The following is a 26,445-nucleotide window of genomic DNA, read 5'->3' as shown; positions in this document are numbered from 1 at the left end:
TACCCCAGGCGGGGCATCAGCCCACGGAGAGCCTGATCAGCCCTTCGTGTGCGTGCGGTGCGCCCTGCACCGTCACCGCGACGTACCGAACCGACCCCGCACGGGTGAGCCGGCGTACCCGTCCGCGGCCGTCCAGGGTCCCGGCACGCCGATAGCTCACCCCGTCGGTGCTGAACTCCACCCGGGCCGCCGGGGCCGCCCCGGTCCTCCACTGCGCCTCCACCCAGCGCACCTCGGTGGGTGCACCGAGGTCGACCACCATGCGGCCGTCCCGGCCGGGGCGCCACGCCGTGTCCGGGTCGCCGTCCACGGCGGCGTCCGGACGGGACATCCCGGGCGGCAGCGGGCTCGTCGGGAAGGTGTTACGGCCCAGGGCGTGGTCGTGGTGCGGGAAGGCCCGTGCGCCACGCAGCGTCACCCGGGTCTCGCGTTCGCCCCGCACGGTGGCGTCGGTGCTGCGGCCCTGCGCCTCGATCCGCAGTCGGCAGTGCGCGCCGGACAGGATCAGGGTCGCCCCGTCGGCCACCCGGACCCGCAGTCCGGACGGCAGCGCCCGGCCCGACAGCGCGGTGAGGGTGAAGCGCGGCGCGAGCAGCGAGGCCGACGCCGCGTCCAGCCGCGCACGGTAGTCCACGCCATCCCGGGTCACCGTCTGTTCGCCTTCGTAGACCTCTCGGTGTCCGCCCCGCTGGGGCACCACGACCCGCGTCTCCACCTCGTCGGCCGAGAGATTGAACAGGGCCAGGTACCCGTCGGCCCGCGCCGCGCGGACCCGGCCGTCCGCGGCGCGGGGCGCGGCGCTCTCCGCCAGCACCCGCAACTCGTCGGCGGACACCCCGCAGTGGCCCTCGATCACGACCGGTTCCCGCGCCCCCTCGGCCGGGACGATCGTGTCGGCGTACACGGCCAGCGTGTGCTCGTCCCCGCCCCGCACGACCAGTCCCGCACGGCCGTCGACGTCGAGCCACCCGCCGCGGCTGCGCAGCGACGGGGCCGGGCCGGTTGCGAGGTCGGTCCACTGCGCGCCGTCGGGCGACCCCTGGATCCGGTAGGAGCGGCCGGCCGCCGCCTCCCAGCGCAGCGTGACCCGGTCCAGCGCACGCTCGGCGCCCAGATCCACGGACCACCAGCTGTCCGCCCGCTTGCGGTCCTCGCGGGAGACGGCCCAGCGGGTCGCGCCGTCACCGTCCACGGCCAGCTGCGGCCCCATGCCGGCCGACTGCGAGGAGGCCGTCGCCGTGCCGCCTCGCGCGAGGTCGGAGCCCTCGGCCCCGTCCCGCGCCTCGACCGCGTACAGCGAGTACCCGTACGTCGGATCGGGCTGGACACCCAGCATGCGCAGGTGCCGCACCGTCGCCCGGGGAAAGGTCAGTTCGTCGACCCGCCCCGCGGCAGCGGACGTGGCGTCCTGCGCGCGCACCGTGGCCGAACCCTCCGCGAACCGGTAGGTGCGGCTGCCGTCGAGGCCCGCCACACCCGGCATGGTCAGGTTGTGCACCTCCAGCCGCGACCCGGCCGCGACCGGCCCCTCGCACGCGTAGACGACCCCGCCCGTCGGGAGCGTCGCGTATCCGGCGAGGTCCTCGCCCAGCCGCAGCACCGTGGCGCTGCCGTCGAAACCGTCCCGGAGCGCGGTGTGCACGCGCACCGTCCTGCCGGTGACCGCCGCGGCGGTCGAGGGCAGGAACATCGGGGTGTCGCCGCCGAGCCGGAACAGCCAGTCGTCGTGCGCCGGCTGCCAGGCGAACTTCACGAACCCCGGCTTCGTCACCGCGCCCGCCCAGGCCGCGGGGGACTGGTGGGACACCAGTCCGGGACCGGTCCCGAAATCCGTGACGCCCGACGCGTGGGCGAACAACTCCTCCCGCGACATGGGACGCACCCGCGGCCCCGCGTCCGGCCACACGTGCAGCAGATAGCTGATGGCGAGTTCGGCCCGCGCCTCGGGCTCGTACTTCGGCTCGCCCGAGAACTTCGCCAGCCGGTACTCCGGCGGGTACGCCTGGTACGCCTCCAGCCGCGCGGCCAGTTCGGCCTCGGCGCGGGCCGCCGCCCGGTCTCCCGCGACCCGGGAGAGGAAGGCCAGCGGTATGACGTCCCTGCCGTACAGGTGCTCGCGGTCGTCCACCATCGGCATCAGCGGCTCGCCCGCGTCCGACATGACGCCCAGCAGCGTCCGCCACAGCGGCTCCGCGTTGGGCTGCCGGGTCAGGACCTCGGGCAGCGGCCGCCCCGCCGCGAGGAAGTGCGCCGCGTTACGCCCCGAGGTGCGCCACATCTCCTCCTGGTAGTGCGGCCCGAACGAGCCGTGGTTCTCGACGATGAAGGTGTCGTACACGTTGTGCGCGGTGTTGCGCGAGACCGGAACCCCGTCCACCCGTGCGGGGTTGGCCAGGTCGGCGGGCGGCAGGCCGCCCTCGTTGCGCGACCAGGTGCCGTAGTCGGTCGCCCACTCGGAGCGGCGCCGGTCGTCCGGTGCCCAGGCCAGCGCCGGAGCGAGGGTCTGCGCGTAGAGCCCCATCTCCTCCAGCTTGGTGTCGCCGACGTACCCGCCCTTGAGGCCGTTCGGGGTCCAGTCGCCGGAGTACGGATCGTCGCCCGTGCCCAAGGAGTGCGTGTACGCCGCCTGTTCGCGGGTGATGGTGTCCACCGCCGAGCGGGTGCCGGCGTCGAGGTCGTCCCACAACAGGTGCGCCGCGAGGATGAAGTACGACTGGAAGGTGGTGTCGAAGAACAGCGTGCGGCCCCACTGGGTGCCGCCCGTGAGCCGGTTGGAGGCGGCGAAGTGGCGCAGGGTCGCCAGGGTGCGGCTCCTGAGTGTCTCCCGGTCGATGCCCGCCGCTTCCTCGTCGAAGGTCCCGTGCGTCAGCAGCACGGCATGGCCGAGGACGACGGCGAACCCGAAGTTCCGGTCGGTGTACGCCCCCTTGGCCTCGTCCCACTGCGTCTCGGACCAGCGGGTGTGGCGCAGCAGCACGCGATGGTACGTGGCGGCGACGTCGTCCGGTGGGTCGACGGCCCGGGGGGAACCGGAGCCGGGGGCGGGGGAGGCGGCGACCGAAGGGGACCCCAGCGCGGGTTGGAGGGCGGCCGCGGCGCCGGTCGCGCCGAGGAGCCGCAGCAGGGGTCTGCGGCCGAGGGGGACGGAAATGGGGCCCATGATGGTCCTCTTCACCAGACGACAACGTTGTCAGCGGGGTCATCCTCGGACGCCCCGGAGTGGCGTGTCAATGGGTGTGGACCGGGCAGGTCCCCTCAGCCCCGCTGCGGTGCCCAGTCGTGCTCCCGGACGGCGATCCTGGCCAGTTTGGTCAGCATCATGCCGTTGCGGACCTCGACGAGGTAGTCCACGGGCAGCCCGTGCATCCGGATGCCGGGGCCCCGCAGCGCGTGCCAGTCGAGGACGAAGAGCGTGGCCTCACCCCAGGGCATCAGCTTCATGGCGATGCGGGCCGCGCCGAACGGGTCGGCCTTGGCCTCCAGTTCCAGGCGGCGCTCGGGTTCGCAGACGCGTACGACGCAGGTGTCGTCGAGGACCAGCGGGCCCACCCCGACCCTGACCCGCAGCCGGGCGCCCACCTGCGGCCAGTGCGGGTCCGCGGCGAGCACCCGCTGGGTGCCGGTCACCCACTCCCCGTAGCGGTGTCCGTCGGACAGCAGGCTCCAGACCTCGGACGGGGTACTGAGGATCAGGCGACGGTTACGGGCCATGCTGAACACGCTCCCCAAGAACGACGGAGCGCCGACACTAGCCCGGTGACCCGGCGGTCCCGGGGAACGCGCCGGGACATGGGGCCGTCCGGAGGAACACCGCAGGCACGGGCCGTGGCGTTCCGCTGCCGAGTCCCCTCGGCAGACTCCGGCTTCAGCCCTACGCCTCGGACTCCCTCACCGGTGTTGGGTCTGCGTCGACTCACCGGCCGAGTGCGCTTCGTGCGGTCCGCGCCGCCGGCCCAGCCACTGTTCGGCGTCCCAGGCCCGGAACCGCTCGACCTCGGTGAACCCCAGCTTCGCCGCGAGGCGCATCGAGCCGGCGTTGGCGGTCTGGGTGGCGAGCACCACCGGCTCGCCGGGCAGGGCGCCGTCGAGCCAGTCGAGTGCCGCCGCGCACGCCTCGGCGGCGTACCCGCGTCCCCACGCCCGCGGCAGGAACAGATAGCCGAGATCGACCTTCCCCACGGCGGCCGGGCGAAGGTGTTCCGTGTTCCGCCTGAGCAGGATCTGGCCGATCATCGCCCCGTCGAGATCGACGACGAAACTGCCGGGCCACCGTTCGGGTGTCGCGGGCAGCTCGCGCTCGAGCTCCGCACGCGGCCGGGGGCCGCCGAGATAGGTGTGCGCCTCCGGCGACGCCAGCAGCTCGACGAACGCCGCACGGTCCCGGGCCTCGGGGGCACGGAGCACGAGTCTCGCGGTCCTGATCGGCGCGGGAGGCCAGGCGAGGGAACCCAGATCTGACATGCGCGGAGGCTAACACCCCCTGACCCACCGCCCATCGGGTTCCGCACGTCGTGGGCGTACGGCTGTCAACCCTGACGATCGTCAAGGGCCGGTGTTGCCGTTCGGCTCGGGTTCCGGACGGCACCCGCTCCTACGTTCGGATCATGGAACGAGAACCGCGAAAGAAGACCCGGGCCGGACGGCTGCTCGGCGTGCCGGCCGTCCTGGGTGTGGGAGCGGGGGCGGTCGCGTGGCTGTCCCCCGGCGGGCTGGGCGAGGCCGGTGCCGTCGAGGTGACCGGTGGGGCTTCGGCGTCCGGATATCGGTCGGTGACGGGGGCGTTGGCGGACGCACCGTCGTGGATGGGGGCCGTCCTGGAGGCGGCCACCGAGGGCACGCTCGTGATCCTGGGGGTGATGCTGCTCGCGGTGTGGTGGACGGCGGTCCGCCGCAAGGACGCACGAGCGGTCGCCGGAACCGTACTGACCGGGCTGGGCACCGTCGCGGCCTACGCGGTGAGTGAGGCGGTGAAGCTCGTGGTGGACGAGGAGCGTCCGTGCCGAGCGCTCGGCGCCGGGGTCGAGGCGGTCGCCGAGTGCCCGGGGGTGGGGGACTGGTCGTTCCCGAGCAACCACGCCACCCTGGCCGCCGCTCTGGCGGTCGGCCTCGCGGTGCTGCGCCCCCGGCTCGGCGTGGTCACGCTGCCGCTGGCCGGGGCCGCCGCGCTGCTGCGCGTACTGGTGGGGGTGCACTACCCGCACGACGTGCTCGCCGGCGCGGCGCTGGGCGGGGCCGTGGTGGCCGCGGTGCTCCTGGCGTTGCTGCCCCTCGCCCGGCGGGCGGCCTCACGGTGGGGAGGGCCGGGGCGTGATGATGCCGGCCTCGTGGGCCACGACCGCGGCAGCGGCACGGTTGTCGACGCCCAGCCTCGCCAGGATGGAACTCACGTGGGCCTTGACCGTCCCCTCCACCACATGGAGTCGCCGGGCGATCTGTCCGTTGGACAGGCCGCCGCCGAGCAGGGCCAGGACCTCACCCTCCCGGGCGGTGAGTTCCGCGACCCGCCGGCGGGCGGCGGAGCGCCGGCCGGCCAGGGCGCCGGCGCCCGTGGCGGCGAGGTGCGCGACGACCCGGGCCGCGACCTTCGGTGACAGGTAGGCGGCGCCCTCGGCCACCGCGCGGACTCCGGCGACCAGTTCCTCGGGTTCGCCCGACTTGATCAGGAAGCCCGCCGCACCGCCGCCGAGCGCCTCGAGGATGTAGTCGTCCTCGCCGAAGGTCGTCAGCATGATCACGCTCGTCTCCGGCACGGTGGCGCGGATCTCCGCGGCGGCGTCGATGCCGTTGACGCCCGGCATGCGGATGTCGAGTACGGCCACCGCGGGGCGATGCCGTCGGACCAGTTCCACGGCGTCGTGCCCGTCGGCGGCCTCCGCGACGACGTCGATGTCCGGATCGGTGGCGAGGACGGCGCGCACCCCGGCACGGATCATCGGCTCGTCGTCGGCGATCAGCACCCGGATCATCGCGCGCTCACGAGGTGACCGTGTCCAGCGACACCAGGGTGCCCCGGCGGAAGCAGAGCCGGTAGGCGTCGCCGGACCGGTCGTCGAACCGGTCGGCGGTCATCGCGTAGTACTCGCACGTGGTGCCTTCTCCCGTCGGCTCGTCGGTCGGCTGGTGGTGGTCGGTCTGCCGCTCCGGAAGGAGACGCCGCACCTCGGACCGAGGTTGCCCCACCTCCAGGCGGGCGTAGTCGCGGGGGTCCAGGACCGACCGTGACGCCGACATCGTCTCCCAGACCATGAGCGCTCCGCTCAGCAGGGCTCCCGTCACCAGGGGCACCATCACCGCGGCGACCAGGGTCCGTCCGAGGCGTCGCCGGGCGCGGCGGTGTTCCTGCGGCAGCGTGCCGGCGCGGGGGCCCGGGGGTGCGGGCGGCGGCTGCGCCGGCGGCGAGGGCGCGTGGGGGATGCGCGCGACGACCGCGTAGCCTCCGTCGCGCGGTCCGTGGTCGAACGAACCGCCGGTCAACCGCACACGTTCTTCGAGGCCGATCAGGCCGTGTCCGCCACCGCCGGGCCGGGGGTGCCTGTCTGCCCCCTCCGACGGCGGGCCGTTCTCCACGACGACCTCTGTTTCCGTCGCCGCATGGGTCACGCGGACGGTCGCCCATGCCCCCCGGGCGTGTTTGGCCACGTTGGTGAGGGCCTCCTGCACCACCCGGTGCGCGGCCCGCTCGACCACCGGGGGCAGGTCGTCCGCCTCGCCGTCGACGCGCAGTTCCACGGCGAGCCCGGCCGCGGACGCCTCGGTGGTCAGCCTGGTGAGACTTGAGCCGTCGGCGTCGAGCGCGGTGGTGCCGGTCTCCTCCCGCAGGACACCGATCACCTCGCCGAGGCGGTCCACCGCCGCCGCCGCTCGCGCGCGGATGTCCGCCGCCGCCCGCTGGTGGTGTTCCGCGAGGTCCGGAGCCAGCTTCAGGGCTCCGGCGGCCAGCGCGATCAGGCTGAGGTTGTGACCGAGTACGTCGTGCATGTCCTGCGCGATGCGCGCCCGCTCGCGCGAGCGGGCCTGGTCGGCGATCAGCCGTTGCTCGCGCTGCAGTTGGTCGGCACGCTCCCACCCGGCCCGGACGAGCTGCCGGTACTGGCACCAGAACCGGCCCGCGAACCAGGGCAGCATGGTGGCGGCGACCACCACGGTCACGAACCGGCCGGCCAACGGGAGCCACGCGGGAACGACGGACAGGGCGGTCACCGAGGCCGCGAGAATCGCGACCAGGGCGAGCGCAGTCGGAGCCGTCCGCCCGGGCCGCCGCCCCGCCAGGAACGCGGTGACGGCGGTCGGGACCGACCACCACAAATTCGTCGCGCTCAGCCCGGCGGTCAGCGCGGTGGCCGCGGTGAGCAGGGTCCCGGGATCTCGTGTCCACCGCGTGACGACGGTGCCGATCGCCGGTGCGGTCACGCTGTTGATCGTTGTGCTCTCCACGGAGGCGACGGTACGGACCTCGGGCGCCGTCCCACCACTGCCGAAAGTCCAATCCGCGCCCGCCCCGCCCCGGTGCGCACACCGGCCGGCGGCGTCGGCCCTGCCGGCGGACCACACGGCCCGTCCACCGGACGAACGTGTTCGTTACGATCGGGTCCATGTCAGAGAGAAGAGACCCGGTCAGCCGCCGGGAGCGCCCGGCGAAGCCCGCACTGTCCCGGCGGTGGATCGTGGACACGGCGGTGGCGGTCATGCGTGCGGAGGGCCTGCAGAAGGTCACCATGCGCCGCCTGGCGCAGGAGCTGGACACCGGTCCCGCCTCGCTCTACGTCTACGTGGCCAACACCGCCGAGCTGCACGCGGCCGTACTGGACGCGCTGCTGGGCGAGGTCGACCTCACCGGTGCGGGCGCCGAGGGCGACTGGCGCGAGCAACTGCGCGCCGTACTGACGTCGTACACCCTCGTCCTGTTCGCGCACCCTCAGCTCGCCCGGTCCGCCCTGGTCGCCCGCCCCAGCGGCGAGAACTACCTGCGGCTGGTGGAACGGATCCTCGAGCTGCTCTCCGGCAGCGGAGCCCCTCGGGCACAGGTCGCCTGGGGCGTGGACAAGCTCTTGCAGGACGCCACCGCCACCGCCGCCGAGCAAGGGTCCCACGAGCACGACCCGGCGTCCGTCGACGACTGGAACTCCACCGTCCGGGCCCTGCGCGCCGCGGACGAGACCACCCACCCCGCGATCAGCTCTCACATGCCCGACCTGATCGGCGGCTCCGCGCACGACCGCATGCGCTGGTCCTTCGACGTCCTGGTCAACGGCATCACCCGCACGCCCGTCCCCGGCCCGGCGCAGGGCACGGCCGGCTGAGGGCCGCCGGACACACCATGCAGACAGGCCGGCCGGTCGACCGACCGGCTGGACCCGTGGCTCGCGAGGCGCTACGAACTTGTTCGCTACGAACATGTTCGTTAAGCTCGAGACAGGGCGAGGACCTGCCCCCTTGCACCCCTCTCGCACCCTCCGGAGGCCCACCATGAGCAACGAACACCACCCCGTCGCGATCATCGGCGGCGGCCTCGGCGGCCTCACCGCCGCCCGAGTCCTGCACGTCAACGGGATCGAGGCCGCGGTCTTCGACCTGGAGGCGGGCCCGCAGGCCCGCATACAGGGCGGCATGCTCGACATCCACGAGGAGAACGGCCAGCAGGCGATCCGCGCCGCAGGCATCTACGACGAGTTCCGGAAGATCATCCACGAGGGCGGCCAGGCGATGCGGGTGGTCGGCCCCGACGGCACCGTCCACGTGGCCATGGAGGACGAGGGTGACGGTGGCCGCCCCGAGGTCGACCGCGGTGACCTGCGGGACCTGCTGCTGAACTCCCTGCCCGACGGCACGGTCCGCTGGCGTCGCAAGGCCACCGGTGCCCGGCCGCTGGGCGACGGCCGGTACGAGGTCGCCTTCGCCGACGGCTCCGCCATCACCACCGACCTCCTCGTCGGTGCCGACGGCGCATGGTCCCGCATCAGGCCGCTGCTCTCGGACGCAGAGCCCGCCTACACGGGCATCTCCTTCGTGGAGACCGACCTCCACGAGGCCGACACCCGCCATCCGCGTGGCGCGACCCTCGTCGGCGGCGGCTTCTTCATCTGCCTCGGTGACCGGCGCGGCTTCCTCGCCCACCGCGAGACCGATGGCAGCCTCCATGTCTACACCGCGCTCAAGGCGGACGAGGGGTGGCTCGACACCATCGACTTCACCGACCGCGCCGCCGCCAAGGCCGCGGTCCTCGCCCACTTCGAGGGCTGGGACGAGGACCTGCGCGGCCTGGTCGCCCACGCGGAGACCATCACCCCGCGCCGTATCCACGCCCTGCCCGTCGGCCACCGCTGGGAGCGGACGCCCGGCGTCACCCTGCTCGGCGACGCCGCCCACCTGATGTCCCCCTTCGCGGGCGAGGGTGCCAATCTCGCCATGTACGACGGTGCCGAACTCGCCCTCGCCCTTGCCGCCCACCCCGGCGACACGGAGGCCGCGCTCGCCGGGTACGAGGCGGCGCTCTTCCCGCGCAGCGAGGCGTCCGCCGTCGAATCCGCCGCCAGCCTGGACACCATGTTCGGCGAGGACGGCCTGGAGCAGATGATCGGCTTCTTCACCTCCGGCCCGACGGCGACCGCGTGAACAAGCGGCCACACCTTGCCTGACCTATCGAAAAACGATAGATTCCCATCGTGGTTCGATCGAAGGAGTGGCGATGGGAAAACTGACCGTGCTCGCGCTGCGCGCCGTGCTCGTGGCACTGCTCGCCGGCTCGGTGTTCGTGCAGACGGTGATGGCGGTTCTGCTGGCCGTCGACGTAGGGGACAGCGCCCTCTCCGGCCGACTCGTCCCGATCCTCACGATCGTGGTCCTCGGCGTGGTGGCGGCCCAGGTCGTCCTGGTCTGTGTGTGGCGGCTGGTGACGATGGTGCGACGCGGCACCGTGTTCTCCCTGGCCGCGTTCCGCCACGTGCACCTGATGATCGGTGCGTTCCTGTCCGCCTCCCTGCTGGTGTTCGCGCTCGGGGTCGTCCTGGCCCCCGGCGAGGCCGTCGCTCCGGGCATCGTGCTCCTGCTGTGCGGAACCGCGCTGGCCGTCTTCGGGGTGGCGCTCGTCGTCCTGGTGCTGCGGATGCTGCTCGCCCAGGCCGTCGCGCGGGACGTGGAGGCGTCGCGGATGCGGGCCGAGCTGGCCGAGGTGATCTGATGCCGATCGTCGTGGACATCGACGTGATGCTGGCCAGGCGGAAGATGTCCGTGGGCGAGCTCGCGGACCGGGTCGGCATCACCCCCGCCAACCTGGCCGTGCTCAAGAACGGCCGCGCCAAGGCGGTGCGGTTCACCACGCTCGCGGCTCTGTGCGAGGTACTGGAGTGCCAGCCCGGGGACCTCCTGCGCTGGGAGACCGGAACACCGGCGGAGACCGTCGACTCCGGTACGGCGTCAGCCGGTCCGGGCTCGTAGTCGCCGCCCGGCTCGACAGCGGCGAGGGGCGGACGTGCTCGGCCGGAGGGGGGCGAGGACTGCTGGGGACTCGCTCGCGGGGCCTACTGCCCGGTGGAGTCGGCCGAGGTCTGCCGCTCCCCGGCGTGCAGGGAGCCGAGGAGAGCCAGGGCGTGAGCCGACGGACTGCCGGGCTCTGCGTGGTAGATGACGAGTTGCTGCCCCGGCGCGTCGCGGACGTCGAAGGACTGGTACGTCAGTGACAGCGCGCCGACGTCCGGGTGGAGGAGCTCCTTGGCGTCCCGCGTCTTGCCGCGCACGGAGTGCTCGGCCCACAGGCCCCGGAAGGCGGCACTGCGCGCGGTGAGAGTGTCCACGAGGTCGCGCAGACGCGGGTGTTCGGGATCGAAGCCCGCCGCCTGGCGCAGGTTGGCGACGACGGCCTCGGCGGCCAGGTCCCAGTCCCGGTAGAACTGCCTGCCCGCCGGGTCGAGGAAGATCATGCGGGCCAGGTTGTCCGCAGGTGCGAAGGGGGCGAAGAGCGCGTCGGCCAGGGCGTTGGCGGCCAGGAGGTCCAAGGTGCGGCTCATCACGAAGGCGGGAGTGTGGGCGTAGCCGTCCATCAGCTGACGCAGCGCCGGACCGACCCGTTCGGTGACGTGCGACGAGCCTCGGCCGGCCGGTGACACCCCGGCCAGGCGGTGCAGGTGGAGGAAGGCGTCCGTGTCGAGGAGCAGCGCACGCCCGAGAGCGTCCAGTACCTGCGCGGAGGGGTGCCGCTCGCGTCCCTGCTCCAGCCGGGTGTAGTAGTCGGAGTTGACCCCGGCCAGGACGGCGACCTCCTCGCGGCGCAGTCCGGCGACCCTGCGTAGTCCATGGCTCGCCATGCCGACGTCCTGCGGCCGCAGTCGGGCGCGACGCGCCCGCAGGAACTCCCCGAGGTGGTTGTCGTCCATGCCCCCAAGGCTAGGCGGTGGCCCGCCGTCCTTCCCGGGTGTGCCGCACCCAGGCAGCGAACGCCCTGGTGGCACCTGGCCGACCTGCGCAGACTCGGCCGGGCACACACCGCTCACCGAGAGGGCAATCCCGATGACAGCGAAGGCGCACGGCAACCGGAACTGCGAGAACGCCGACGTGGTCGGCATGTGGGTGACCGCGGACGGCTACATCCGTCAGGAACTCCTGCCGGACGGACGCTACGACGAGGCCCGGGGAAACCGGCGCAGCGCGTACACCGGCCGGTACACGGTGACCGGCAACCACCTCGACTACGTCGACGACACCGGCTTCACCGCCACCGGCGACCTGCGGGACGGCGTGCTCCACCACGAACACCTCGTGCTGTACCGCGAGGCGGGGCCCGCATGAGCGCAACCAGTGCCGTGCGCTCGGGCGGGCACGGGGCCTCGGGGGTCAGCCGGTCGGCGCCACCAGTTCCGCATTGGCCCGCTCGGTGACCAGGGCGAGGACGCGCCCGGCGGCGGCCAGGTCGTCGGCCGGTATCCCGCCCCAGATGCGGGCGGTGACGGGGGCGGTCTCCGCGCCGACGGCGGCCAACAGTTCATGCCCCGCGTCCGTGGGGCGCACGTGCGGGCCGTCGGCGACGAGCAGCCGCGCCGCCAGCAGTTCGTCGAGGGTGGCGCGGATGCCGGCCGTGTCGCTCTTGAGGGAGCCCCGAACCTGGGTGACGAGATCGTCCGGCGTCTGCGGGGCGTCGGCGGTGACGGCGGCGCGCAGGGCGACCTGCTGCTGGAACGTCACGCCGTGCCGGGCAAGGACCCGCTCCAGGACGCCGCGGGCGGCGTAGTGGGCCAGGGCGAGGACGCGGGGGTCGGCGGCGGGTGCGGTGGTGGTCACGGTGTTGTCCTCCGAGTGTGCTCGTGGTGCGGCGGGGATGGAGCGAGAGGTACGTCGAGCAAGGTCGTCAGCTCGTCGGTGAACGCGCGCGTCCGAGGGGTGTCGAGGCCGCCGAGCGGCTCCAACAGCTGCTCGAGGAGTTCCTGGACGACCACGATGGCCTGCCGCGTGACGGTCTGCCCCTCCTCGGTGAGAGCCAGCTGGACCGCCCGTGGGTCGCGTGGGTCGCGGGTGCGCTCGATCAGTCCGGCCGAGTCCAGGGCGCGGGCGAGCTTGGAGACGTACAGCGCCTCCAGACCGGTGTGGTCGGCGAGTCGACGCTGACTGGGCCGCTCTCCGCCACGCTGCATTCCGTGCAGCGACGCGACCAGTGCGTACTGCGCGTGGGTGAGTCCCAGCGGAGCCAGTGCGCGGTCGACCGCGACGCGCCACTTGTTGGCGAGCCGCCACACCAGATAGCCGGGCGTGGGGCCCGTCGAAGCTTTGCTCATGACGAATAGAATACATAGCTACTGTAGCCATGGCTACTATATCGGTCGCCGACCGTGAGTCCGGACGCAGCGGCGGCCCGCTCCCCGGACCGGCACAGCCCAGCCCGGCCTGGCCAAAGCCGATGTTGCCCTCGCCGGTGATGGTCAATAAGGTCAGTCGGGTGACTGCCGGGTCGGCCATGGGCCACGCACGAGTGAGGTTCCCGGCCTCGGCGTGAGCGCGAGGCGGGCAAGAGCCCCGCCCCCTTTCTCCGTGTCCGAGTCCCCGCGCCCGCACAGGGCGCCTCAGTCCATCGGCTCCCAAGACCGGAGACACCACCCCTGATGTCCACTGACCAGCAGTACCCGCTTGCGTCCGAACCATCGGCGGCCGGCGTCCAGTTGAACCACACCGCCGTCTACGCGAGCGACCGGCACCTGTCCGCCGAGTTCCTCGCCGCGGTCCTGGGCCTGCGGGTCGGCGCCCCCTTCGGGCCGTTCCTGCCCGTCGACCTCGGCAACGGCGTGACGCTCGACTTCTACGAGAAGAGTGACGAGCCGATCCAGTCGCAGCACTACGCCTTCCTCGTGCCCGAGGAGCGGTTCGACCCCGTCGTCGCCCGCCTGGAGGCGCTCGGCGTCACCTACTACGCCGACCCCGCCCACACCGAACCCGGCAGGATCAACCGCCTGTTCGGTGGCCGCGGCGTCTACTTCGACGACCCGGACGGTCACAACATGGAGGTCATGACCCGGCCCTACGCCCGCCCTTAGCGCCCGAGCAGGTCGGCGGAGACGGTCCAGAGGCGCTCGGCGGTGGCGGGGTCGAGCGCCCACTCCTTGACACCGTGCGGGTGCCGCGCGAGGTCGGCGTCGTCGGGCACCGTGCAGGCCTCCCGCCCATCGTCGAGATAGTGGCCTCCGGAGCGGGCGAACTCGGGGGCCACGGCCGCTACGACAGTGGTGGCGGAGCCCTGCTCGACCGTCTTGTAGGTGAAGACACCGGCAGCCTCGGCCGCGTCGAGCGACGCCTGCTGCTCCGGCGTGAAGTTCCGCTGCAGCCCCGTCGCGACACCACCGGGGTTCACCGCGTTGGCGACGATCCCGTCGGACGCCCACAGGCGGGTCGCCTCGACGGCGAAGAGGGAGTTCGCCGTCTTCGACTGCGCGTAGGCGATCTGCGGGTGGTAGGCGCGGCGCTCGAAGTGGAGGTCGTCGAAGTCGACGCCGGACCGCATGTGCGCCGTCGAACTGACCGACACGATCCGTGCTCCGTCGCGGTCCGCCGCTCCCTGGGCCAGGGCGTGGTGCAGTCCGGTGGCCAGGGCGAAGTGGCCGAGATGGTTCGTCGCGAATTGCAGCTCCCAGCCCTCGTGCGTCCGCTCGAGGCCACTGGTGACCACGCCGGCGTTGTTGATGAGCAGGTGGAGCGGGCCACTCCACGCGTCGACGAACCGGGCGACGGAGCCCCGGTCGGCGAGGTCGAGCCGGACGACGCGGGGCAGGGCCCCGCCGGTCGCCCCTGCGATCGTCTCGGCCACGGCGTCACCCGCGGCGGTGTTCCGGACCGCGAGTGTCACTTCCGCCCCGGCGGCGGTCAGCGCGCGAGCCGTCTCGGCGCCGAGCCCCGAGGAGGCTCCTGTCACGATCGCGCGGACGCCGGTGAGGTCGAGGCCCGCCAACACGTCGTCCGCCGTGCTGGAAGAGGTGAAGGGCGTGGAGATGAGCCGGCGAGAGTCCATGCCGCCACTATACGAACTGGACAAGATTTGTATAGTGCGGTCAGTGACCGTATGCTCGCCCCATGAGCAGTCCCGACGCCGACCGCCCGCCCTCGGCAGGACCCGATGCCGACCGCCGGACGACGGTCCTGGAGTCGGCCATGACCACGTTCGCGCGTTTCGGCTACCGGAAGACGTCGATGGAGGAGGTGGCGCGGGCGGCGCACATCTCCCGGCCCGGCCTCTACTTCCTCTTCTCCTCGAAGGAGACTCTGTTCCGGGCCGCGGTCACCCAGGCCCTGGACCGCGACCTCACCGCGGTCGAACAGGTCCTCGCGGACAGCGGCCGCCCCCTGCCGGAGCGATTGGTCGAAGCGTTCGACCAGTGGGCGGGTCGCTACATCGGTGGCCCACTGACCCACGACGCCGCGCGGGTCATCGAGGACAACCCTGACATCCTCGGGGAGATCGTCGAGACCGCGCCGCGACGCTTCGAGCAACTGGTCACGGAGGCGATCGCCGTCGAGTCCGGACGAGAGGCGGCGCTCCCTGTCGCACAGACGCTGATCAGCGCATCGACCGGCCTCAAGCACCAGGTCCCGTCAAGGGACTTGTACCTCGAACGCCTGGCCGTAGCCATCGGTCTCCTGCTCTAGCGGGTGACGAGAGCGAGGGTGAACCCGTCGTAGCCCTTGCTGCCGACGGTCTGGATGGTGGTGGCGGTCAGGCGTGGGTGCTCGGAGATCAGCTCGGTGAAGCGGCGGACGCCCTGGACGCGGGGGTCGGAGCTGGTCGCGTCCGCCACCGCGCCGTCACGGACGACGTTGTCGCCGATGATGACGCTGCCCGGCCGGGTGAGCTGCAACGCCCACTCCAGATAGAGGGGGTTGGACGGCTTGTCGGCGTCGATGAAGACCAGGTCGAAGGGGCCTTGCTCCTCGTCCGCCAGCTGCGGCAGGGAGTCCACGGCCCTGCCGACCCGCAGGTCGACGATGCCGTCCAGCCCGGCACGGGAGATGTTGGCGGCAGCCACGGCGGCGTAGGCCGCGTCGGCCTCGAGGGTCACCAGCCGTCCGTCCGCGGGCAGTGCCCGGGCCAGCCAGATGGTGCTGTAGCCCCCGAGCGTCCCGATCTCCAGGATCCTGCGGGCACCCCGCAGCGTGGCCAGCAGGCTCAGCAGTTTGCCCTGATTGGGGGAGACCTGGTGCGGTGGCAGACCTGCCGCGTCCTGGCTCGCCACGGCCTTGAGCAGCGCGTCGTCCTCTTCCACCAGAAGGTCGTTGAAGTAGTCGTCGACGGCCGTCCAGGTCTGCTGGGCCATGTGAGTTCCCTTTCGATATGCACTACATTCCCAAAAGGAACCTACTATGAGGGCGGGGTGGCAGGAGAGACGATGCATCCACGACGTGTGGCCGACGACGCCTGCGGCATCGCGCAGGCCGCAGCGGTGGTGGGCGACTGGTGGAGCCTGCTGGTACTGCGGGAGGTCGCCCGTGGACACGTTCGCTTCGATCGGCTGGCGAACGAACTGTCCGTCTCCCGCAAGGTTCTCGCCGAACGTCTGCGCATGCTGACCGAGCATCATGTGCTGGAGCGACGCCTCTACCAGGATCGTCCGCCCCGCTACGAGTACGTGCTGACCGAACAGGGCCGCGGACTGCTGCCCACGCTGGTCTCGCTCCAGGACTGGGCCGACCGCTGGCTGCTGGGAGACGGCACGCTCACCGGGCAGGCCGCGGACGAGGGAGCCGAGGCCCGCCGTGTCACCTCCCTGGTCGGCGAGCAGGTCCCGGCCGGGCTGCGGCTCCCCGGCTCCGACGGCGGCGAGTACGATCCCGTGGCCGCCGGAGCCCGAGCGACGGTCCTGTTCGCCTATCCCGCGACAGGCGTCCCCGGAGTCCCGGACGACATCACCGCGCCGCCGGTACCGGGCAGCGCGGGCTGCACGCTGGAGAACCGTCAGTTCCGTGCCGCATGGCCGCTGTTCCGGGCCGACGGCATCGCCGTCCACGGGGTCAGTACCCAGACGCCGCAGGAGCAGGCCGCCTTCGCGCGGGCCGAGGACCTGCCGTTCCCGCTGCTCTGCGACGACAGGCTCCAGCTCACCGCGGCACTGCGCCTGCCGACCTTCCGGGCCGGACAGAGCCTGCGCGTCAAACGCCTCATCCTCGTCGTCGGACCCGACCGCGTGGTACGGCATGTGCTCTTCCCCGTCAGAGACATCCCGGCCGCCGTCCTGCACGCACTCGACCTCGCCAGGTCAACGGGCTCGCGGCCGAGCAGGGAAGGAGACAAGCGATGACGAGAACAGTGACAGGGACAGCGACAGGAACAGTGGCAGTACTGTCCGACATCCACGGGATGTCAGGGCCGCTCGACCAGGTGCTCGCGGAACCCGCGGTGGCCTCGGCGGACCTCATCCTGGTGACCGGGGACCACACCTGGGGGCCGGAACCCGCCGAAGTACTGGACCGACTCGTCGGCCTCGGTGACCGCGCCCTCCTGATCCGCGGCAACGCCGACCGCGAACTGCTGCAGATGTCTCGCGGTGTCGACGTGGGGCTCGACGACGACCCGGTGTCGGTCTGGGGAGCCGGGCAGCTGCGCCCCGATCACCAACGGCTCCTCGACCGCATGCCGGAGCAACTGACCGTGGAGATCGACGGCTTCGGCACCGTCCTGTTCTGCCACGCGACCCCACGAGACGACCAGGAGGTCGTACTCGTCGACAGCCGCATCGAGCGCTGGCAGGAGGTCTTCGCGGACGTTCCGCCGTCCGTCTCCACCGTGGTCTGCGGCCACACCCACATGCCGTTCGTCCGCCTGGCCGCCGGACGGACCGTCGTCAACCCCGGCAGCGTGGGCATTCCTTACGGCCGTTCGGGCGCACACTGGGCGCTGCTCCACGAGGGAGCCGTCACCCTGCGCCGCACTCCGTTCGACCGGGAGGAAGTGATCCGGGAGACGGCACGACGCTCCGCCCTGCCCGGCGTCGAACAGTGGCTCGACGACTACGTCAGGAGGCCGGGCGGCGACGTCGAGGCGCTCGAGACGTTCGGACCACGCGACGGCAGGCGCCCCTCATCAACCGAAGAGGGCCGCGGCGCACACGGCCCGCTCGGCGAAGGCGGTGGCCTGAAAAGGTGACCGGCATCGGACCACGGATAGCGCAACTCGCCTACTACCCGGTCAAGGGCTGTGCCGCCGTCCGCCCCACCACAGCGGTGATCACACCGGCCGGGATCACGCACGACCGTGCCTTTCTCGTTGTGGACGGGAAAGGCGTCTACCGCACCCAGCGCCGCCATCCGCAGCTCGCACTCATCACGCCGGAAGTGAGCCCGGACGGTTCCCGGATGTCGTTGCACCACCCGGGCCTGGCACCGCTGTCCTTCGCCGTCGCCCGGAACGGTCCTCACCGCTCCGTGGACCTGTTCGGCGAGCCCTTCCGCGGCATCGATCAGGGGCCCGTCGTGGGGGAGTGGCTGTCGCAGGCGGTCGGCGAGGCCAGCCGCCTGGTCAGGGTGCCGCCGGACCACCGGCGCGTGACCGACGGACACACCCCCGGGACCTCCGGCTACGCCGACAGCAGCGCCGTTCACCTGCTGTCGGCCGCATCCGTGGCCCTGCTCAACGAGAAACTGCGGTCGGCCGGACACCCCGCGGTCCCGATGGAGAGATTCCGGCCGAACATCGTCGTCGACGGCTGGGAGCACGCCCACACGGAAGACCTCCTGCGCCGCATGACGATCGGCGACTGCGAACTGGGTTACGCGAAACTCGCTCTGCGGTGCGTGGTCACCACCGTCGACCAGCGCACGGCACGCAGGGTCGGGCCGGAGCCGCTGCGCACGCTGGCCCGCTATCGCCGGACCAGGGGCGGGTTGGCCCTCGGCACGAAGTTCGCCGTCGTCCGACCGGGCACGGTGTGCGTCGGTGACCCGGTGGTGGTCAGCCGGTGGGGAGCCTCGGAGCTGTGAGCCGACGGCTGCGGCCCCGCCGCAGCGCCGCTACTCGTCGATCGCGGCCCCGAACAGCGCGTTGGCCGTCGGCGCTCCCAGGCGTGCCCCGTCGTAGGTCCATGTGCCGCGGGCGAGGAGGCCCGACGACGATGCCGGCAGGACCCAGATGAACCCGTCGTCGGTGTTCTCGCCCGGTGCCGCCGCCAGGAGCCCGAAGAGGCCGTCCTTGTTGGCGTCGACGAGCCGGACCTGGCCGCCCCAGCGGTCGGACTTCTCCGCCACTCCGGGGATGTCGGCAAGCTGCTGGTCGAAGCTCTTCACCCCGACGTCGCTGAACCCGGTCGGGTCGCCGCGCAGCACCCACACGGCGCCCGCGTCGGGCACGGTGCCGATGTCCTCGCCGGGCGCACCGACAGCGAGGTCGGGGTGGCCGTCACCGTCGGTGTCCCCGGCCGACAGTTCGGCGCCCCACTGGTCACCCGCTTCCGCGGTTCCGGGCACGCCGGGGGAGTCCTGGGTCCAGTACTGCGCCGGCTCTGGCTCGAGCCCGGACAGGTCGCCGCGGCCCAGGTAGAGGGTGATGCCCCCGCCCTTCGGGGCGCCGGCCGAGGTGTCGCCGACGACGAGGTCGTCCTGTCCCGTGCCGTCCCAGTCGCCGGAGACGACGGCCGGTCCCCCCGGGAACGTGCCCCCGTCGCCGAGACCGGCGACGTCGGGTGCGCCGTGCAGGACGTGCACCGTGCCGACGCCGGGCTCCGAGCCGGTGGTGACGCCGGAGACGGCGAGGTCGGACCAGGAGTCCTCGTTGTAGTTGCCGTGCGTGAGGCCGCGGAACTCGAAGCCGGTGCCCGCCGGTGCGAAGTCGCTCGCCCGCACTCTGTGCTCCGACAGCGCCGGGCGCCGTGCCGCCTGGCCGGGCGTGAGGGTGAAGAACAGCAGGGCGTCGTCCTCCAGGACGGCGAGCGAGTCACGAGGGTCGGCGTTCGGGTCCGCCGGGTCGGGGGCGTAGTACCGGGCCGCTTCGAGAGCCCGCCCGAAATGGGCTCCGGCCCGCAGGTCGCCGCTCTCCAGCCAGGTGCTGTCGGAGCCGTGCAGCCCGGTCGGTGACCCCCAGAAGACGACCGCCCCGCCCGTGTCCGGCAGTCCGGCCAGGTCTTCCCCCGGGATACCGACGACCGCGTCGTCGTACCCGTCGTTGTCCAGGTCGCCGGAGGCCACGGCCCCGCCGAACCGGTCGCCGGTCTCGACGCCGCCGGGCACGCCGGAGACGTTCTGGTGGAGCACGCTCTTCTTCGTCGTGCTCAGTCCGCCGGACGAGCTGTACTGCACGGTGACGTAACCGGCGCCCGATGCGCCGCTCACCGTGGCGCCCGGGGCGCCGGTCAGCACGTCGTCGAAACCGTTGCCGTCGAAGTCGCAGTTGCGCTGCTGCCACCCGATGGACGGGAAGGGCACAGGCACAGCGGCCTGGGAGGCGGGCGCCGCGACGACCGCGCCGCCGGCGAGGGTGATGAGTGCGGCGGTCGTGACGGCCGCTCGTCCGAGGTGGTGCACGGGAGGACCTCCCTGCTCTGGGAATGCCCACGGCTGCCGGGCGGAGCCACGGACCGTGCTGCGTTCACCGAATAGACATCCCCAGGCCGTCGAAGGTTGTACGCGCCCTTCCGCCACGATCACGGCCGACGGTCGGCGCACCGCCTTCTCGTCGTTCGGCCGACGACCCCGACACGGCGGCCCGGCGGTGGTGCCAGCACCCCTCCTGATCCGGGACCTGGACCACCTGCTTCACCGGCGACCACGGAGGAGGGTTGAACCGTCACCACGAATCCGGTCACAGCCGGACACCGACCCACGGAACGGGCAAGCATGATGGCCAGTCACACGAGGCGCACACTCCTCAAGGGCGCCGCGGTCGCGGCAGCGGGCAGTGTGGTGGGGAGCGGCCTCGGGCCCGGCTTCCTCAGGGCCGAGGCGCAGGCGAGTTGCCGAGCACCGAGAAGCGGCGCGACCGGGGCGGTCCCGTTCCTGGAGGGCGCCTTCGCGCCGGTCACCGAGGAGCTGACCACCTTCGGCCTCGACGTCGTCGGCCGCATCCCGCACGACCTGGACGGCCGTTACCTGCGCAACGGACCGAACGCCCTCGGCGTCGAGGACGTCCGCGCACACCACTGGATGATCGGTGACGGAATGGTGCACGGCGTCCGGCTGCGCGGCGGGCGCGCGGAGTGGTACCGCAACCGCTGGGTGCGGTCCTCGCAGGTGACGGCGAAGCTGGGTGAGACCTACCCGGGCCGGGTGCCGCCGGACGACTTCGCGTGCAACACGCACGTGATCCCGTACAAGGGCCGCATCCTGGCGATGCAGGAAGGCGGGCCGCTGCCGTACGAACTGGACGGCGAACTGGGCACCGTGGGCCCGTACGACTTCCGCTCCACGCTCAACGGCGCCCTTGCCGCGCACACCAAGTACGACGAGGCGGCCGACGAACTGCACGCGATCGCGTACTACCCCACCTGGGACCACGTGCGTCACATCGTGATCGATCGAACCGGCAGGGCAGGGCCGGCCACGCGGATCCCCGTCGCGGACGCGCCGATGATGCACGACTTCGCGCTCACCGAGAAGTACGTGGTGATCGTGGACGTGCCGATCACCTTCGACGGTGCCGCCGCGGAGGCCGGCGCGATCGTGCCGTACGTGTGGAACGACAGCCACCCCATGCGGATCGGACTGCTGCCGCGCGGTGGCGGCACCACGCGCTGGTTCGAGATCGACCCCGTGTACTACTCGCACACCCTCAACGCCTACGACCACGGCGACACCGTGGTGGTGGAGTACATCGGATTCCCCGCGCCGTTCCACGCCGCCGGGCGGGGCATGGGCGGACCCACCGCGACCGGATCCCCGACGCTCGACCGATGGACGATCGACCTGCGCGCGGACCGGGTCCGCAGCACGCGGCTGGACGACCGTCCGCAGGAATTCCCTCGCATCAACGAGTCCCTGGTCGCCCGACGGCACCGCTATGCCTACACCGCGAGCGCGGCCGAGATGTGGCGTGCGTACGAGGCCGTCGACGGGGCCTGCCCGGACGAGAAGCTCGGCAACTACCTGGTGAAGCACGACATGTTGCGGGGCCGCAGGCAGCTCCATCGGTTCCCCGGCGGCGCGGCGGTCAGCGAGCCGGTGTTCGTCCCGCGACGCGGAGCGCGGGACGAGGACGACGGCTACGTCCTGTCGTACGTGAACGACCCCGACCGCGGCGCGACCGACCTGGTGATCCTCTCGGCCCAGGACTTCGGCGGCCACCCATTGGCCCGCATCCAGCTGCCCGGCCGGGTACCGCTGGGATTCCACGGCAGCTGGATCGCGGACGCCTGAGCAGCGGCGCCGTCCCCGACCAGGGGCGAGAAGTTGTCTGCGAGATTGCTGGGCATATTGTCAACACTCTTGTAGCGTGCGTCACGCCTCGGTCCCGGGGCCTTGGGCGAAGCACTCGGTGCTCGATGAGGGGAGACCCATGCAGAGGCTCTCTGCGTCTTTCGGACGTGACGCCTTCACTCACCCGGCGGGGAAAGGCACAGGCCGCCCCGCGTCCCGCGACCGCCTCCTGAGGAGCGTGGCGCTCGCGAGTTCCCTGGTCCTCGCGACGGTGGCGATGCCGACCTCCGTCGCACTGGCAGCGCCCTCCGCCGGCCGCGGTCACGCCGCGGACCCGGAGGACGCCGAGCTGGACTTCGACTCCTCCGCGTACACCACGATCACCGTCACGGTGGACGACCGGCCGGTGAACGTGCGCTGGTACAAGGAGATCTGCTACGTCGCGAACCCGGTCGCGGCGGCGGCCCAGCAGCCCGGCGGGCCCGGTGGCGGCACCACCACGATCTCCAACACGGCCTGCGGCTACCAGGGCATGAACGTCTTCGTCCCCGAGAGTGCCTTCGGCGACCAGCGGACGCCGGTGTACTTCGCGGTGAACAACAGCGGCTGGATGGCCAGTTACGTCAAGGCCGGCGTAACCGAGGGCGCCTCCTACGACAGCTCGACCAGCAACGTCGGCGCCGCACTGAAGGCCGGATACGTCTTCGTCGACGTCGCCAACCGCAGCCGTGGGCTGGTCGGCGCCGACGGCTCGTCCCCCGGCAAGGCCCCCGCGGCCGCGGTCGACGCCAAGGCGGCCGTGCGCTATCTGCGCCTCAACGACGCCGCGATGCCCGGCAGCGCCGAGCGGATCGTCGTCAACGGCACCAGCGGCGGCGGCGCGCTGGCGTCGATCCTGGGCGCGTCCGGCAACAGCGCCGAGTACGCCCCCCACCTCGCCGCGATCGGCGCCGCCGGCATCGACGCCAAGGGCCGCAGCACACTGCGCGACGACGTCTTCGCCGTCAACGCGTACTGTCCGATCACCGACCTCGGCAACGCCGACATCGTCTACGAGTGGCTCTACAACGTCCTCGGTACGCGCGACGCCACCGGCTCCAACCCCTCACCCGCCGACGCCGCGGCGATCGCGGAGCGCTTCGCGGCATACGAGAGGAGCCTGGGGCTGCGCAACCCCGACGGCACCCGGCTCACCGCCGCCACCCTGCTCGACACCATCGAGAAGGAGGTAGTCCGCTCCGCCGAGACCTACCTCGAGGCCGATCCCGCGCACACGATCCCCCCGCTGGGCGGCACCTTCGAGATCACGTCCGGCGGCCCGCCCGCCACCAAGTCGTACGTCAACGACTGGATCGACGTCGACACCGCCACCGGCAAGGTCCGCTCCGTCGACATGACGAGGTACCTCGCCTTCGTCGCCACCCAGGCCACGCTCAAGACGACCCCCGCCTTCGACGCCGTGGGCGTCAACGGGAACACCGCCGGCCGCACCGAGACCAACCTCTTCGGCCCGCCGACCCAGGAGTACCTGAACTACACGGAATACGGCTGGAGCCACAACGACGTCGCGGGCGACGGCAGCGGCCTCGACGACACCGGGCTGACCTGGAAGCAGTACACCGCGAAGCAGAGCGCCACTGTCGACGACCAGGTCCACCTGATCAACCCGATGGACTTCGTCGGCACCCGCGCCGACACCGCACCGAACTGGTACGTCCGCCACGGCACCCGCGACCGGGACACCGCGTTCACCGTCTCGGTCAACCTCGACCGGGCGCTGGCAGCCGACAAGCAGGTCACGAACCTCGACTACCGGCTCGCCTGGAACCAGCCGCACGCCGGCAACTACGACGTGCCCGAGGCCATGGCCTGGATAGCCGACGCCGTACGGAAGGTCGGCGCCCCGCCGGCCCCCCGGCGCAGGGGATAGGGCAGCCGTCGGAGCGTCTCAGTCCCGCGCGCCGAGACTCTGCGCGAGTGCGCCGAGGGCCACGTCGACGACGGCGCGCAGCTGCTCCGTGCTCGTTCCGGCTCTGCTCATCACGGCGAGCGACTGGTTCACGGCCGCGAGGTGGGCGGCGAAGGAGTCGGCCGCCCCGTCGTGCAGTCGGCCGGCCTTGAGCGCGTCCCGTAGCCGGGTGTGCTGGAGGCCGATCGCCTCCCGTGCACGCGCCGCGACGGCCGCGCTCAGTACCGGAGTCGCCATGACGGTCTGGGCCACCAGGCATCCGTCGGGCAGGCCGGGGTCCGCGATGCGCTCCAGCGTGACGTCGAAGAACGCCCGTGCGGCTGCCAGGGGCCGGTCGGCGGCGCCGGACAGCGCGGCGTCGTACTTGTCCCCGTAGCGCGTGCTGTAGCGCTCCAGGCAGCGCAGGAAGAGGGTGTCCTTGTCGCCGAGGGAGGAGTAGATGGAGCTGCGGTTGAGTCCCGTCGCCCGGGACAGGTCGTCCACCGACGTGTCCGCGTAACCGGCCCGCCAGAACTGGATCATCGCGGCATCCAGCGCCGTGGCGACGTCGAACTGCTTCTTGCCTGCCATGTCTGCACCCTAACTCATCTTGAACCAGATAGTTCAAGATGAGTTAGGGTGCAGACATGAGGGCGGCCGGACATGTCGCCCGATCAGTGGAGGAAAGTCATGCATGACCCCGCAAGCGCCCCGCGCGTCCCCGGCAACCCGGTCCGCGACCTGCCGCTGCCCGACCTGGCCGGATTCACCCACCGCTGGATCGACGCGGACGGCGTCCGGCTCCACGCGGTGGAGGGCGGTCGGCCGGACGGCCCGGCCGTCGTGCTGCTCGCCGGGTTCCCGCAGACCTGGTGGGCATGGCGCAAGGTGATGCCGAAGCTGGCCGTCCGATGCCGGGTCGTCGCGATCGACCTGCCGGGCCAGGGCCACTCCGAGCGCCCGGACGTCAGCTACGACACGCACACGGTCGCCGCGCACGTCCACGCGGCGGTCGAGGCGCTCGGAGTCTCGACGTACTGGCTGGTCGCCCACGACATCGGCGCGTGGGTCGCCTTCTCCCTCGCCCTGAAGCACCCAAGTCGGTTGCGCGGCCTGGCGCTGCTCGACGCCGGCATCCCGGGCATCACACTCCCCGACGCCATTCCGACCGACCCCGAACAGGCGTGGAAGACCTGGCACTTCGCCTTCCACCTCGTGCCCGACCTGCCCGAGACACTGCTCGCCGGCCGCGAACGGGAGTACGTCGGCTGGTTCCTGAAGGCCAAGTCCCTCTCCTGCGACACCTTCGACGACGCGGAGATCGAGCAGTACGCCGCGTCCGTGGCCGCCGACGGCGGTCTCCGGGCATCCCTTGCCTACTACCGGGACGCAGCCGAGTCGGCGCGGAAGAACCACCAAGTGCTGGCACAACAGCGCCTGACGGTCCCGGTGCTGGGGATCTCCGGCAGCGACGGTTCCATCCCCGACATGGCGGCGTCCATCAGGCCCTGGGCCGACCGCGCCACCGGCATCGTCGTGCCCGGCGCAGGACACTTCATCCCCGATGAACAGCCCGATGCCGTCGCTGCCGCGCTGACCGCCTTCATCACCGACGACGACTGAGACAGGGCGGAAGCCGTCAACGGGCCCTTCCGGAACCCCACCGCCCGATACCTCTCACACGTCCATCAGCCGCGCGCGGCGCCCGGTCAGTCGGTGGTGGTGATGCCGCCGGTGACGGCGATGATCTCGCCGACGGTGAAGCTGGAGTCGGCGTCGGAGGCCAGGTACACGTACACCGGCGCGATCTCCTCCGGCTGCGCGACACGCGCGAGCGGGCCCTCGGTGCCGAGGTGGGCCAGACCTTCCTGCGGCATGTTCGGGTCGGCGACGTTCAGCACCGTCCAGGTGGGGCCGGGCGCGACCACGTTCGCGCGGATGCCGTCCTTGGCGAGATGCTGGGCGATGGACTTGGTGAAGTTGACCAGCGCGGCCTTGGAGGCCCCGTAGTCCATCATGGTGTCGCTGCCCCGGAGCGCTTCTTCCGAGGCGGTGGCGATGATCGCGTCGCCGGCCCGAAGGTGCGGGCGTGCGGCCTGCACCAGGTGGAAGTAGGCGTACACGTTGACCTTGAACGACCTGTCCCAGTCCTCGAAGCTGAGCTGGGACAGGTCGGTCTGGCTGTTCAGATGTGCCGCGTTGTTCACCAGGATGTTCAGGCCGCCCAGTTCCCGTACGGTCCGCTCGACCGTCTCCCGGCAGAAGGCGGCGTCGGCGAGATCGCCGGGCAGGAGCAGGCACCTCTGCCCGACGGCCCGCACCGCGTCGCAGGTCTCCTCGGCGTCCGGTTGCTCCTCGGGCAGGTACACGATGGCCACGTCCGCGCCCTCGCGCGCATACAGCAGCGCGACGGCGCGACCGATGCCCGAGTCACCGCCGGTGACGAGTGCGACCTTGCCGCGGAGCTTGTCCGCCGCACGGTAGCGCTTCGCCTCGTAGCGCGGCCGTGGGCGCATGTCACGCTCCAGGCCCGGGGCCTGCTGCCGCTGCTTGGGGTAGGGCGGCTTCGGCTCGGCGTCGGTCTGCGGGTCGGTGCCTGCGGTCCGGTCATTGTTCTGCATGCTCATGAGCCTCCTGAGGACGTGGGGCACGCTCGGCAGTCGGGTATCCCACAGGAGCCCCCCTGCAAACCC

26 protein-coding genes and 1 pseudogene are annotated in these 26,445 nt (G+C 72.0%); 14 read left to right on the top strand and 13 right to left on the bottom strand.

Features of this window, described 5'->3' with window-relative positions:
- Positions 1-16 precede the first annotated feature (16 nt).
- The 3 genes from IE258_RS12700 to IE258_RS12690 all read right to left on the bottom strand — a co-directional run bounded on the left by IE258_RS12700 (position 17) and on the right by IE258_RS12690 (position 4,461).
- Positions 17-3,160: a discoidin domain-containing protein gene (locus IE258_RS12700; protein ID WP_189742873.1), complete on the bottom strand. Its 3,144-nt coding sequence runs from the start codon at positions 3,158-3,160 to the stop codon at positions 17-19.
- Between the two features lie 95 nt (positions 3,161-3,255).
- A complete protein-coding gene (locus tag IE258_RS12695; protein ID WP_189742871.1) occupies positions 3,256-3,711 on the bottom strand; it encodes an SRPBCC family protein in 456 nt (151 codons plus the stop codon).
- A 177-nt stretch (positions 3,712-3,888) separates the two neighbouring features.
- On the bottom strand, positions 3,889-4,461 hold the full coding sequence (locus IE258_RS12690; protein ID WP_189742869.1) for a GNAT family N-acetyltransferase: 573 nt from the start codon (positions 4,459-4,461) through the stop codon (positions 3,889-3,891).
- 143 nt (positions 4,462-4,604) lie between these two features.
- Between IE258_RS12690 and IE258_RS41905 the strand changes: the two are divergent.
- A pseudogene (locus IE258_RS41905) lies at positions 4,605-5,288 on the top strand (phosphatase PAP2 family protein); the annotation flags it as partial.
- On the opposite strand, the gene IE258_RS41190 reads toward IE258_RS41905, so the two are convergent.
- Together IE258_RS41190 and IE258_RS12680 are read right to left on the bottom strand one after the other, a co-directional pair.
- Entirely contained in the window at positions 5,286-5,966 is a 681-nt protein-coding gene (locus tag IE258_RS41190; protein WP_229892085.1) for a response regulator, read from the bottom strand. The pseudogene IE258_RS41905 and the gene IE258_RS41190 sit on opposite strands and share 3 nt — an antisense overlap.
- Positions 5,967-5,973: 7 nt before the next feature.
- Entirely contained in the window at positions 5,974-7,434 is a 1,461-nt protein-coding gene (locus IE258_RS12680) for a sensor histidine kinase (protein WP_189742865.1), read from the bottom strand.
- Between the two features lie 158 nt (positions 7,435-7,592).
- On the opposite strand from IE258_RS12680, the gene IE258_RS12675 reads away from it, so the two are divergent.
- The 4 genes from IE258_RS12675 to IE258_RS12660 all read left to right on the top strand — a co-directional run bounded on the left by IE258_RS12675 (position 7,593) and on the right by IE258_RS12660 (position 10,434).
- Positions 7,593-8,300, top strand: a complete 708-nt coding sequence (locus IE258_RS12675) for a TetR/AcrR family transcriptional regulator (RefSeq protein WP_159323548.1) — start codon at positions 7,593-7,595, stop codon at positions 8,298-8,300.
- A gap of 166 nt (positions 8,301-8,466) precedes the next feature.
- On the top strand, positions 8,467-9,612 hold the full coding sequence (locus IE258_RS12670) for an FAD-dependent oxidoreductase (protein WP_189742863.1): 1,146 nt from the start codon (positions 8,467-8,469) through the stop codon (positions 9,610-9,612).
- Positions 9,613-9,685: 73 nt separating this feature from the next.
- The gene (locus IE258_RS12665; protein ID WP_189742861.1) at positions 9,686-10,177 is read left to right on the top strand and encodes a DUF2975 domain-containing protein; all 492 of its coding nucleotides are present in this window, start codon (positions 9,686-9,688) and stop codon (positions 10,175-10,177) included.
- A complete protein-coding gene (locus IE258_RS12660; RefSeq protein ID WP_159323545.1) occupies positions 10,177-10,434 on the top strand; it encodes a helix-turn-helix domain-containing protein in 258 nt (85 codons plus the stop codon). Before IE258_RS12665 ends, IE258_RS12660 begins: the two co-directional genes overlap by 1 nt.
- An 83-nt stretch (positions 10,435-10,517) precedes the next feature.
- Here IE258_RS12660 and IE258_RS12655 read toward each other — a convergent pair whose 3' ends face one another.
- Entirely contained in the window at positions 10,518-11,369 is an 852-nt protein-coding gene (locus tag IE258_RS12655; protein ID WP_189742859.1) for a helix-turn-helix domain-containing protein, read from the bottom strand.
- A gap of 133 nt (positions 11,370-11,502) precedes the next feature.
- Here IE258_RS12655 and IE258_RS12650 point away from each other — a divergent pair, with 133 nt between their 5' ends.
- Entirely contained in the window at positions 11,503-11,781 is a 279-nt protein-coding gene (locus IE258_RS12650; RefSeq protein ID WP_189742857.1) for an Atu4866 domain-containing protein, read from the top strand.
- Positions 11,782-11,826: 45 nt separating this feature from the next.
- Here the strand turns inward: IE258_RS12650 and IE258_RS12645 are convergent, their stop codons facing one another.
- On the bottom strand, positions 11,827-12,270 hold the full coding sequence (locus IE258_RS12645) for a winged helix DNA-binding protein (RefSeq protein WP_189742855.1): 444 nt from the start codon (positions 12,268-12,270) through the stop codon (positions 11,827-11,829).
- Complete coding sequence (locus IE258_RS12640; protein WP_189742853.1) at positions 12,267-12,761, bottom strand: MarR family winged helix-turn-helix transcriptional regulator; 495 nt, start codon at positions 12,759-12,761, stop codon at positions 12,267-12,269. Before IE258_RS12640 ends, IE258_RS12645 begins: the two co-directional genes overlap by 4 nt.
- 324 nt (positions 12,762-13,085) lie before the next feature.
- Between IE258_RS12640 and IE258_RS12635 the strand changes: the two genes are divergently transcribed.
- Entirely contained in the window at positions 13,086-13,514 is a 429-nt protein-coding gene (locus IE258_RS12635; RefSeq protein WP_189742851.1) for a VOC family protein, read from the top strand.
- On the opposite strand, the gene IE258_RS12630 is transcribed toward IE258_RS12635, so the two are convergent.
- On the bottom strand, positions 13,511-14,482 hold the full coding sequence (locus tag IE258_RS12630) for an SDR family NAD(P)-dependent oxidoreductase (RefSeq protein ID WP_189742849.1): 972 nt from the start codon (positions 14,480-14,482) through the stop codon (positions 13,511-13,513). The genes IE258_RS12635 and IE258_RS12630 overlap by 4 nt on opposite strands.
- Positions 14,483-14,544: 62 nt before the next feature.
- Here IE258_RS12630 and IE258_RS12625 point away from each other — a divergent pair, with 62 nt between their 5' ends.
- A complete protein-coding gene (locus IE258_RS12625) occupies positions 14,545-15,117 on the top strand; it encodes a TetR/AcrR family transcriptional regulator (protein ID WP_373309748.1) in 573 nt (190 codons plus the stop codon).
- Here the strand turns inward: IE258_RS12625 and IE258_RS12620 are convergent.
- Positions 15,114-15,782, bottom strand: a complete 669-nt coding sequence (locus IE258_RS12620) for an O-methyltransferase (protein WP_189742847.1) — start codon at positions 15,780-15,782, stop codon at positions 15,114-15,116. The two genes, IE258_RS12625 and IE258_RS12620, sit on opposite strands and share 4 nt — an antisense overlap.
- Positions 15,783-15,854: 72 nt before the next feature.
- On the opposite strand from IE258_RS12620, the gene IE258_RS12615 reads away from it, so the two are divergent.
- The 3 genes from IE258_RS12615 to IE258_RS12605 are packed head-to-tail and all read left to right on the top strand — an operon-like array spanning position 15,855 to position 18,441.
- On the top strand, positions 15,855-16,763 hold the full coding sequence (locus IE258_RS12615) for a winged helix-turn-helix transcriptional regulator (protein WP_189742845.1): 909 nt from the start codon (positions 15,855-15,857) through the stop codon (positions 16,761-16,763).
- 32 nt (positions 16,764-16,795) lie between these two features.
- Positions 16,796-17,608 carry a metallophosphoesterase family protein gene (locus IE258_RS12610; protein WP_308434167.1) on the top strand — a complete coding sequence of 271 codons (813 nt, stop codon included), beginning with the start codon at positions 16,796-16,798 and terminating at the stop codon, positions 17,606-17,608.
- The gene (locus IE258_RS12605) at positions 17,605-18,441 is read left to right on the top strand and encodes an MOSC domain-containing protein (protein WP_308434166.1); all 837 of its coding nucleotides are present in this window, start codon (positions 17,605-17,607) and stop codon (positions 18,439-18,441) included. Before IE258_RS12610 ends, IE258_RS12605 begins: the two co-directional genes overlap by 4 nt.
- A gap of 30 nt (positions 18,442-18,471) precedes the next feature.
- On the opposite strand, the gene IE258_RS12600 is transcribed toward IE258_RS12605, so the two are convergent.
- Positions 18,472-19,977 carry an FG-GAP-like repeat-containing protein gene (locus tag IE258_RS12600; RefSeq protein ID WP_189742841.1) on the bottom strand — a complete coding sequence of 502 codons (1,506 nt, stop codon included), beginning with the start codon at positions 19,975-19,977 and terminating at the stop codon, positions 18,472-18,474.
- 315 nt (positions 19,978-20,292) lie between these two features.
- Here IE258_RS12600 and IE258_RS12595 point away from each other — a divergent pair, with 315 nt between their 5' ends.
- Together IE258_RS12595 and IE258_RS12590 are read left to right on the top strand one after the other, a co-directional pair.
- On the top strand, positions 20,293-21,804 hold the full coding sequence (locus IE258_RS12595) for a carotenoid oxygenase family protein (RefSeq protein ID WP_189743577.1): 1,512 nt from the start codon (positions 20,293-20,295) through the stop codon (positions 21,802-21,804).
- A 238-nt stretch (positions 21,805-22,042) separates the two neighbouring features.
- Entirely contained in the window at positions 22,043-23,734 is a 1,692-nt protein-coding gene (locus tag IE258_RS12590) for a subtype B tannase (RefSeq protein WP_189742839.1), read from the top strand.
- Between the two features lie 18 nt (positions 23,735-23,752).
- On the opposite strand, the gene IE258_RS12585 is transcribed toward IE258_RS12590, so the two are convergent.
- Complete coding sequence (locus tag IE258_RS12585; protein ID WP_189742837.1) at positions 23,753-24,343, bottom strand: TetR/AcrR family transcriptional regulator; 591 nt, start codon at positions 24,341-24,343, stop codon at positions 23,753-23,755.
- Between the two features lie 99 nt (positions 24,344-24,442).
- Between IE258_RS12585 and IE258_RS12580 the strand changes: the two genes are divergently transcribed.
- Positions 24,443-25,375: an alpha/beta fold hydrolase gene (locus IE258_RS12580; protein ID WP_189742835.1), complete on the top strand. Its 933-nt coding sequence runs from the start codon at positions 24,443-24,445 to the stop codon at positions 25,373-25,375.
- Positions 25,376-25,461: 86 nt separating this feature from the next.
- Here IE258_RS12580 and IE258_RS12575 read toward each other — a convergent pair whose 3' ends face one another.
- Positions 25,462-26,373 carry an SDR family oxidoreductase gene (locus tag IE258_RS12575; protein WP_189742833.1) on the bottom strand — a complete coding sequence of 304 codons (912 nt, stop codon included), beginning with the start codon at positions 26,371-26,373 and terminating at the stop codon, positions 25,462-25,464.
- Positions 26,374-26,445 lie beyond the last annotated feature (72 nt).

The organism is Streptomyces tendae, assembly GCF_014650435.1.
In the GTDB taxonomy this organism is placed as follows: Bacteria; Actinomycetota; Actinomycetes; order Streptomycetales; family Streptomycetaceae; genus Streptomyces; species Streptomyces tendae.
This window is presented reverse-complemented; position numbering and strand designations above follow the sequence as displayed.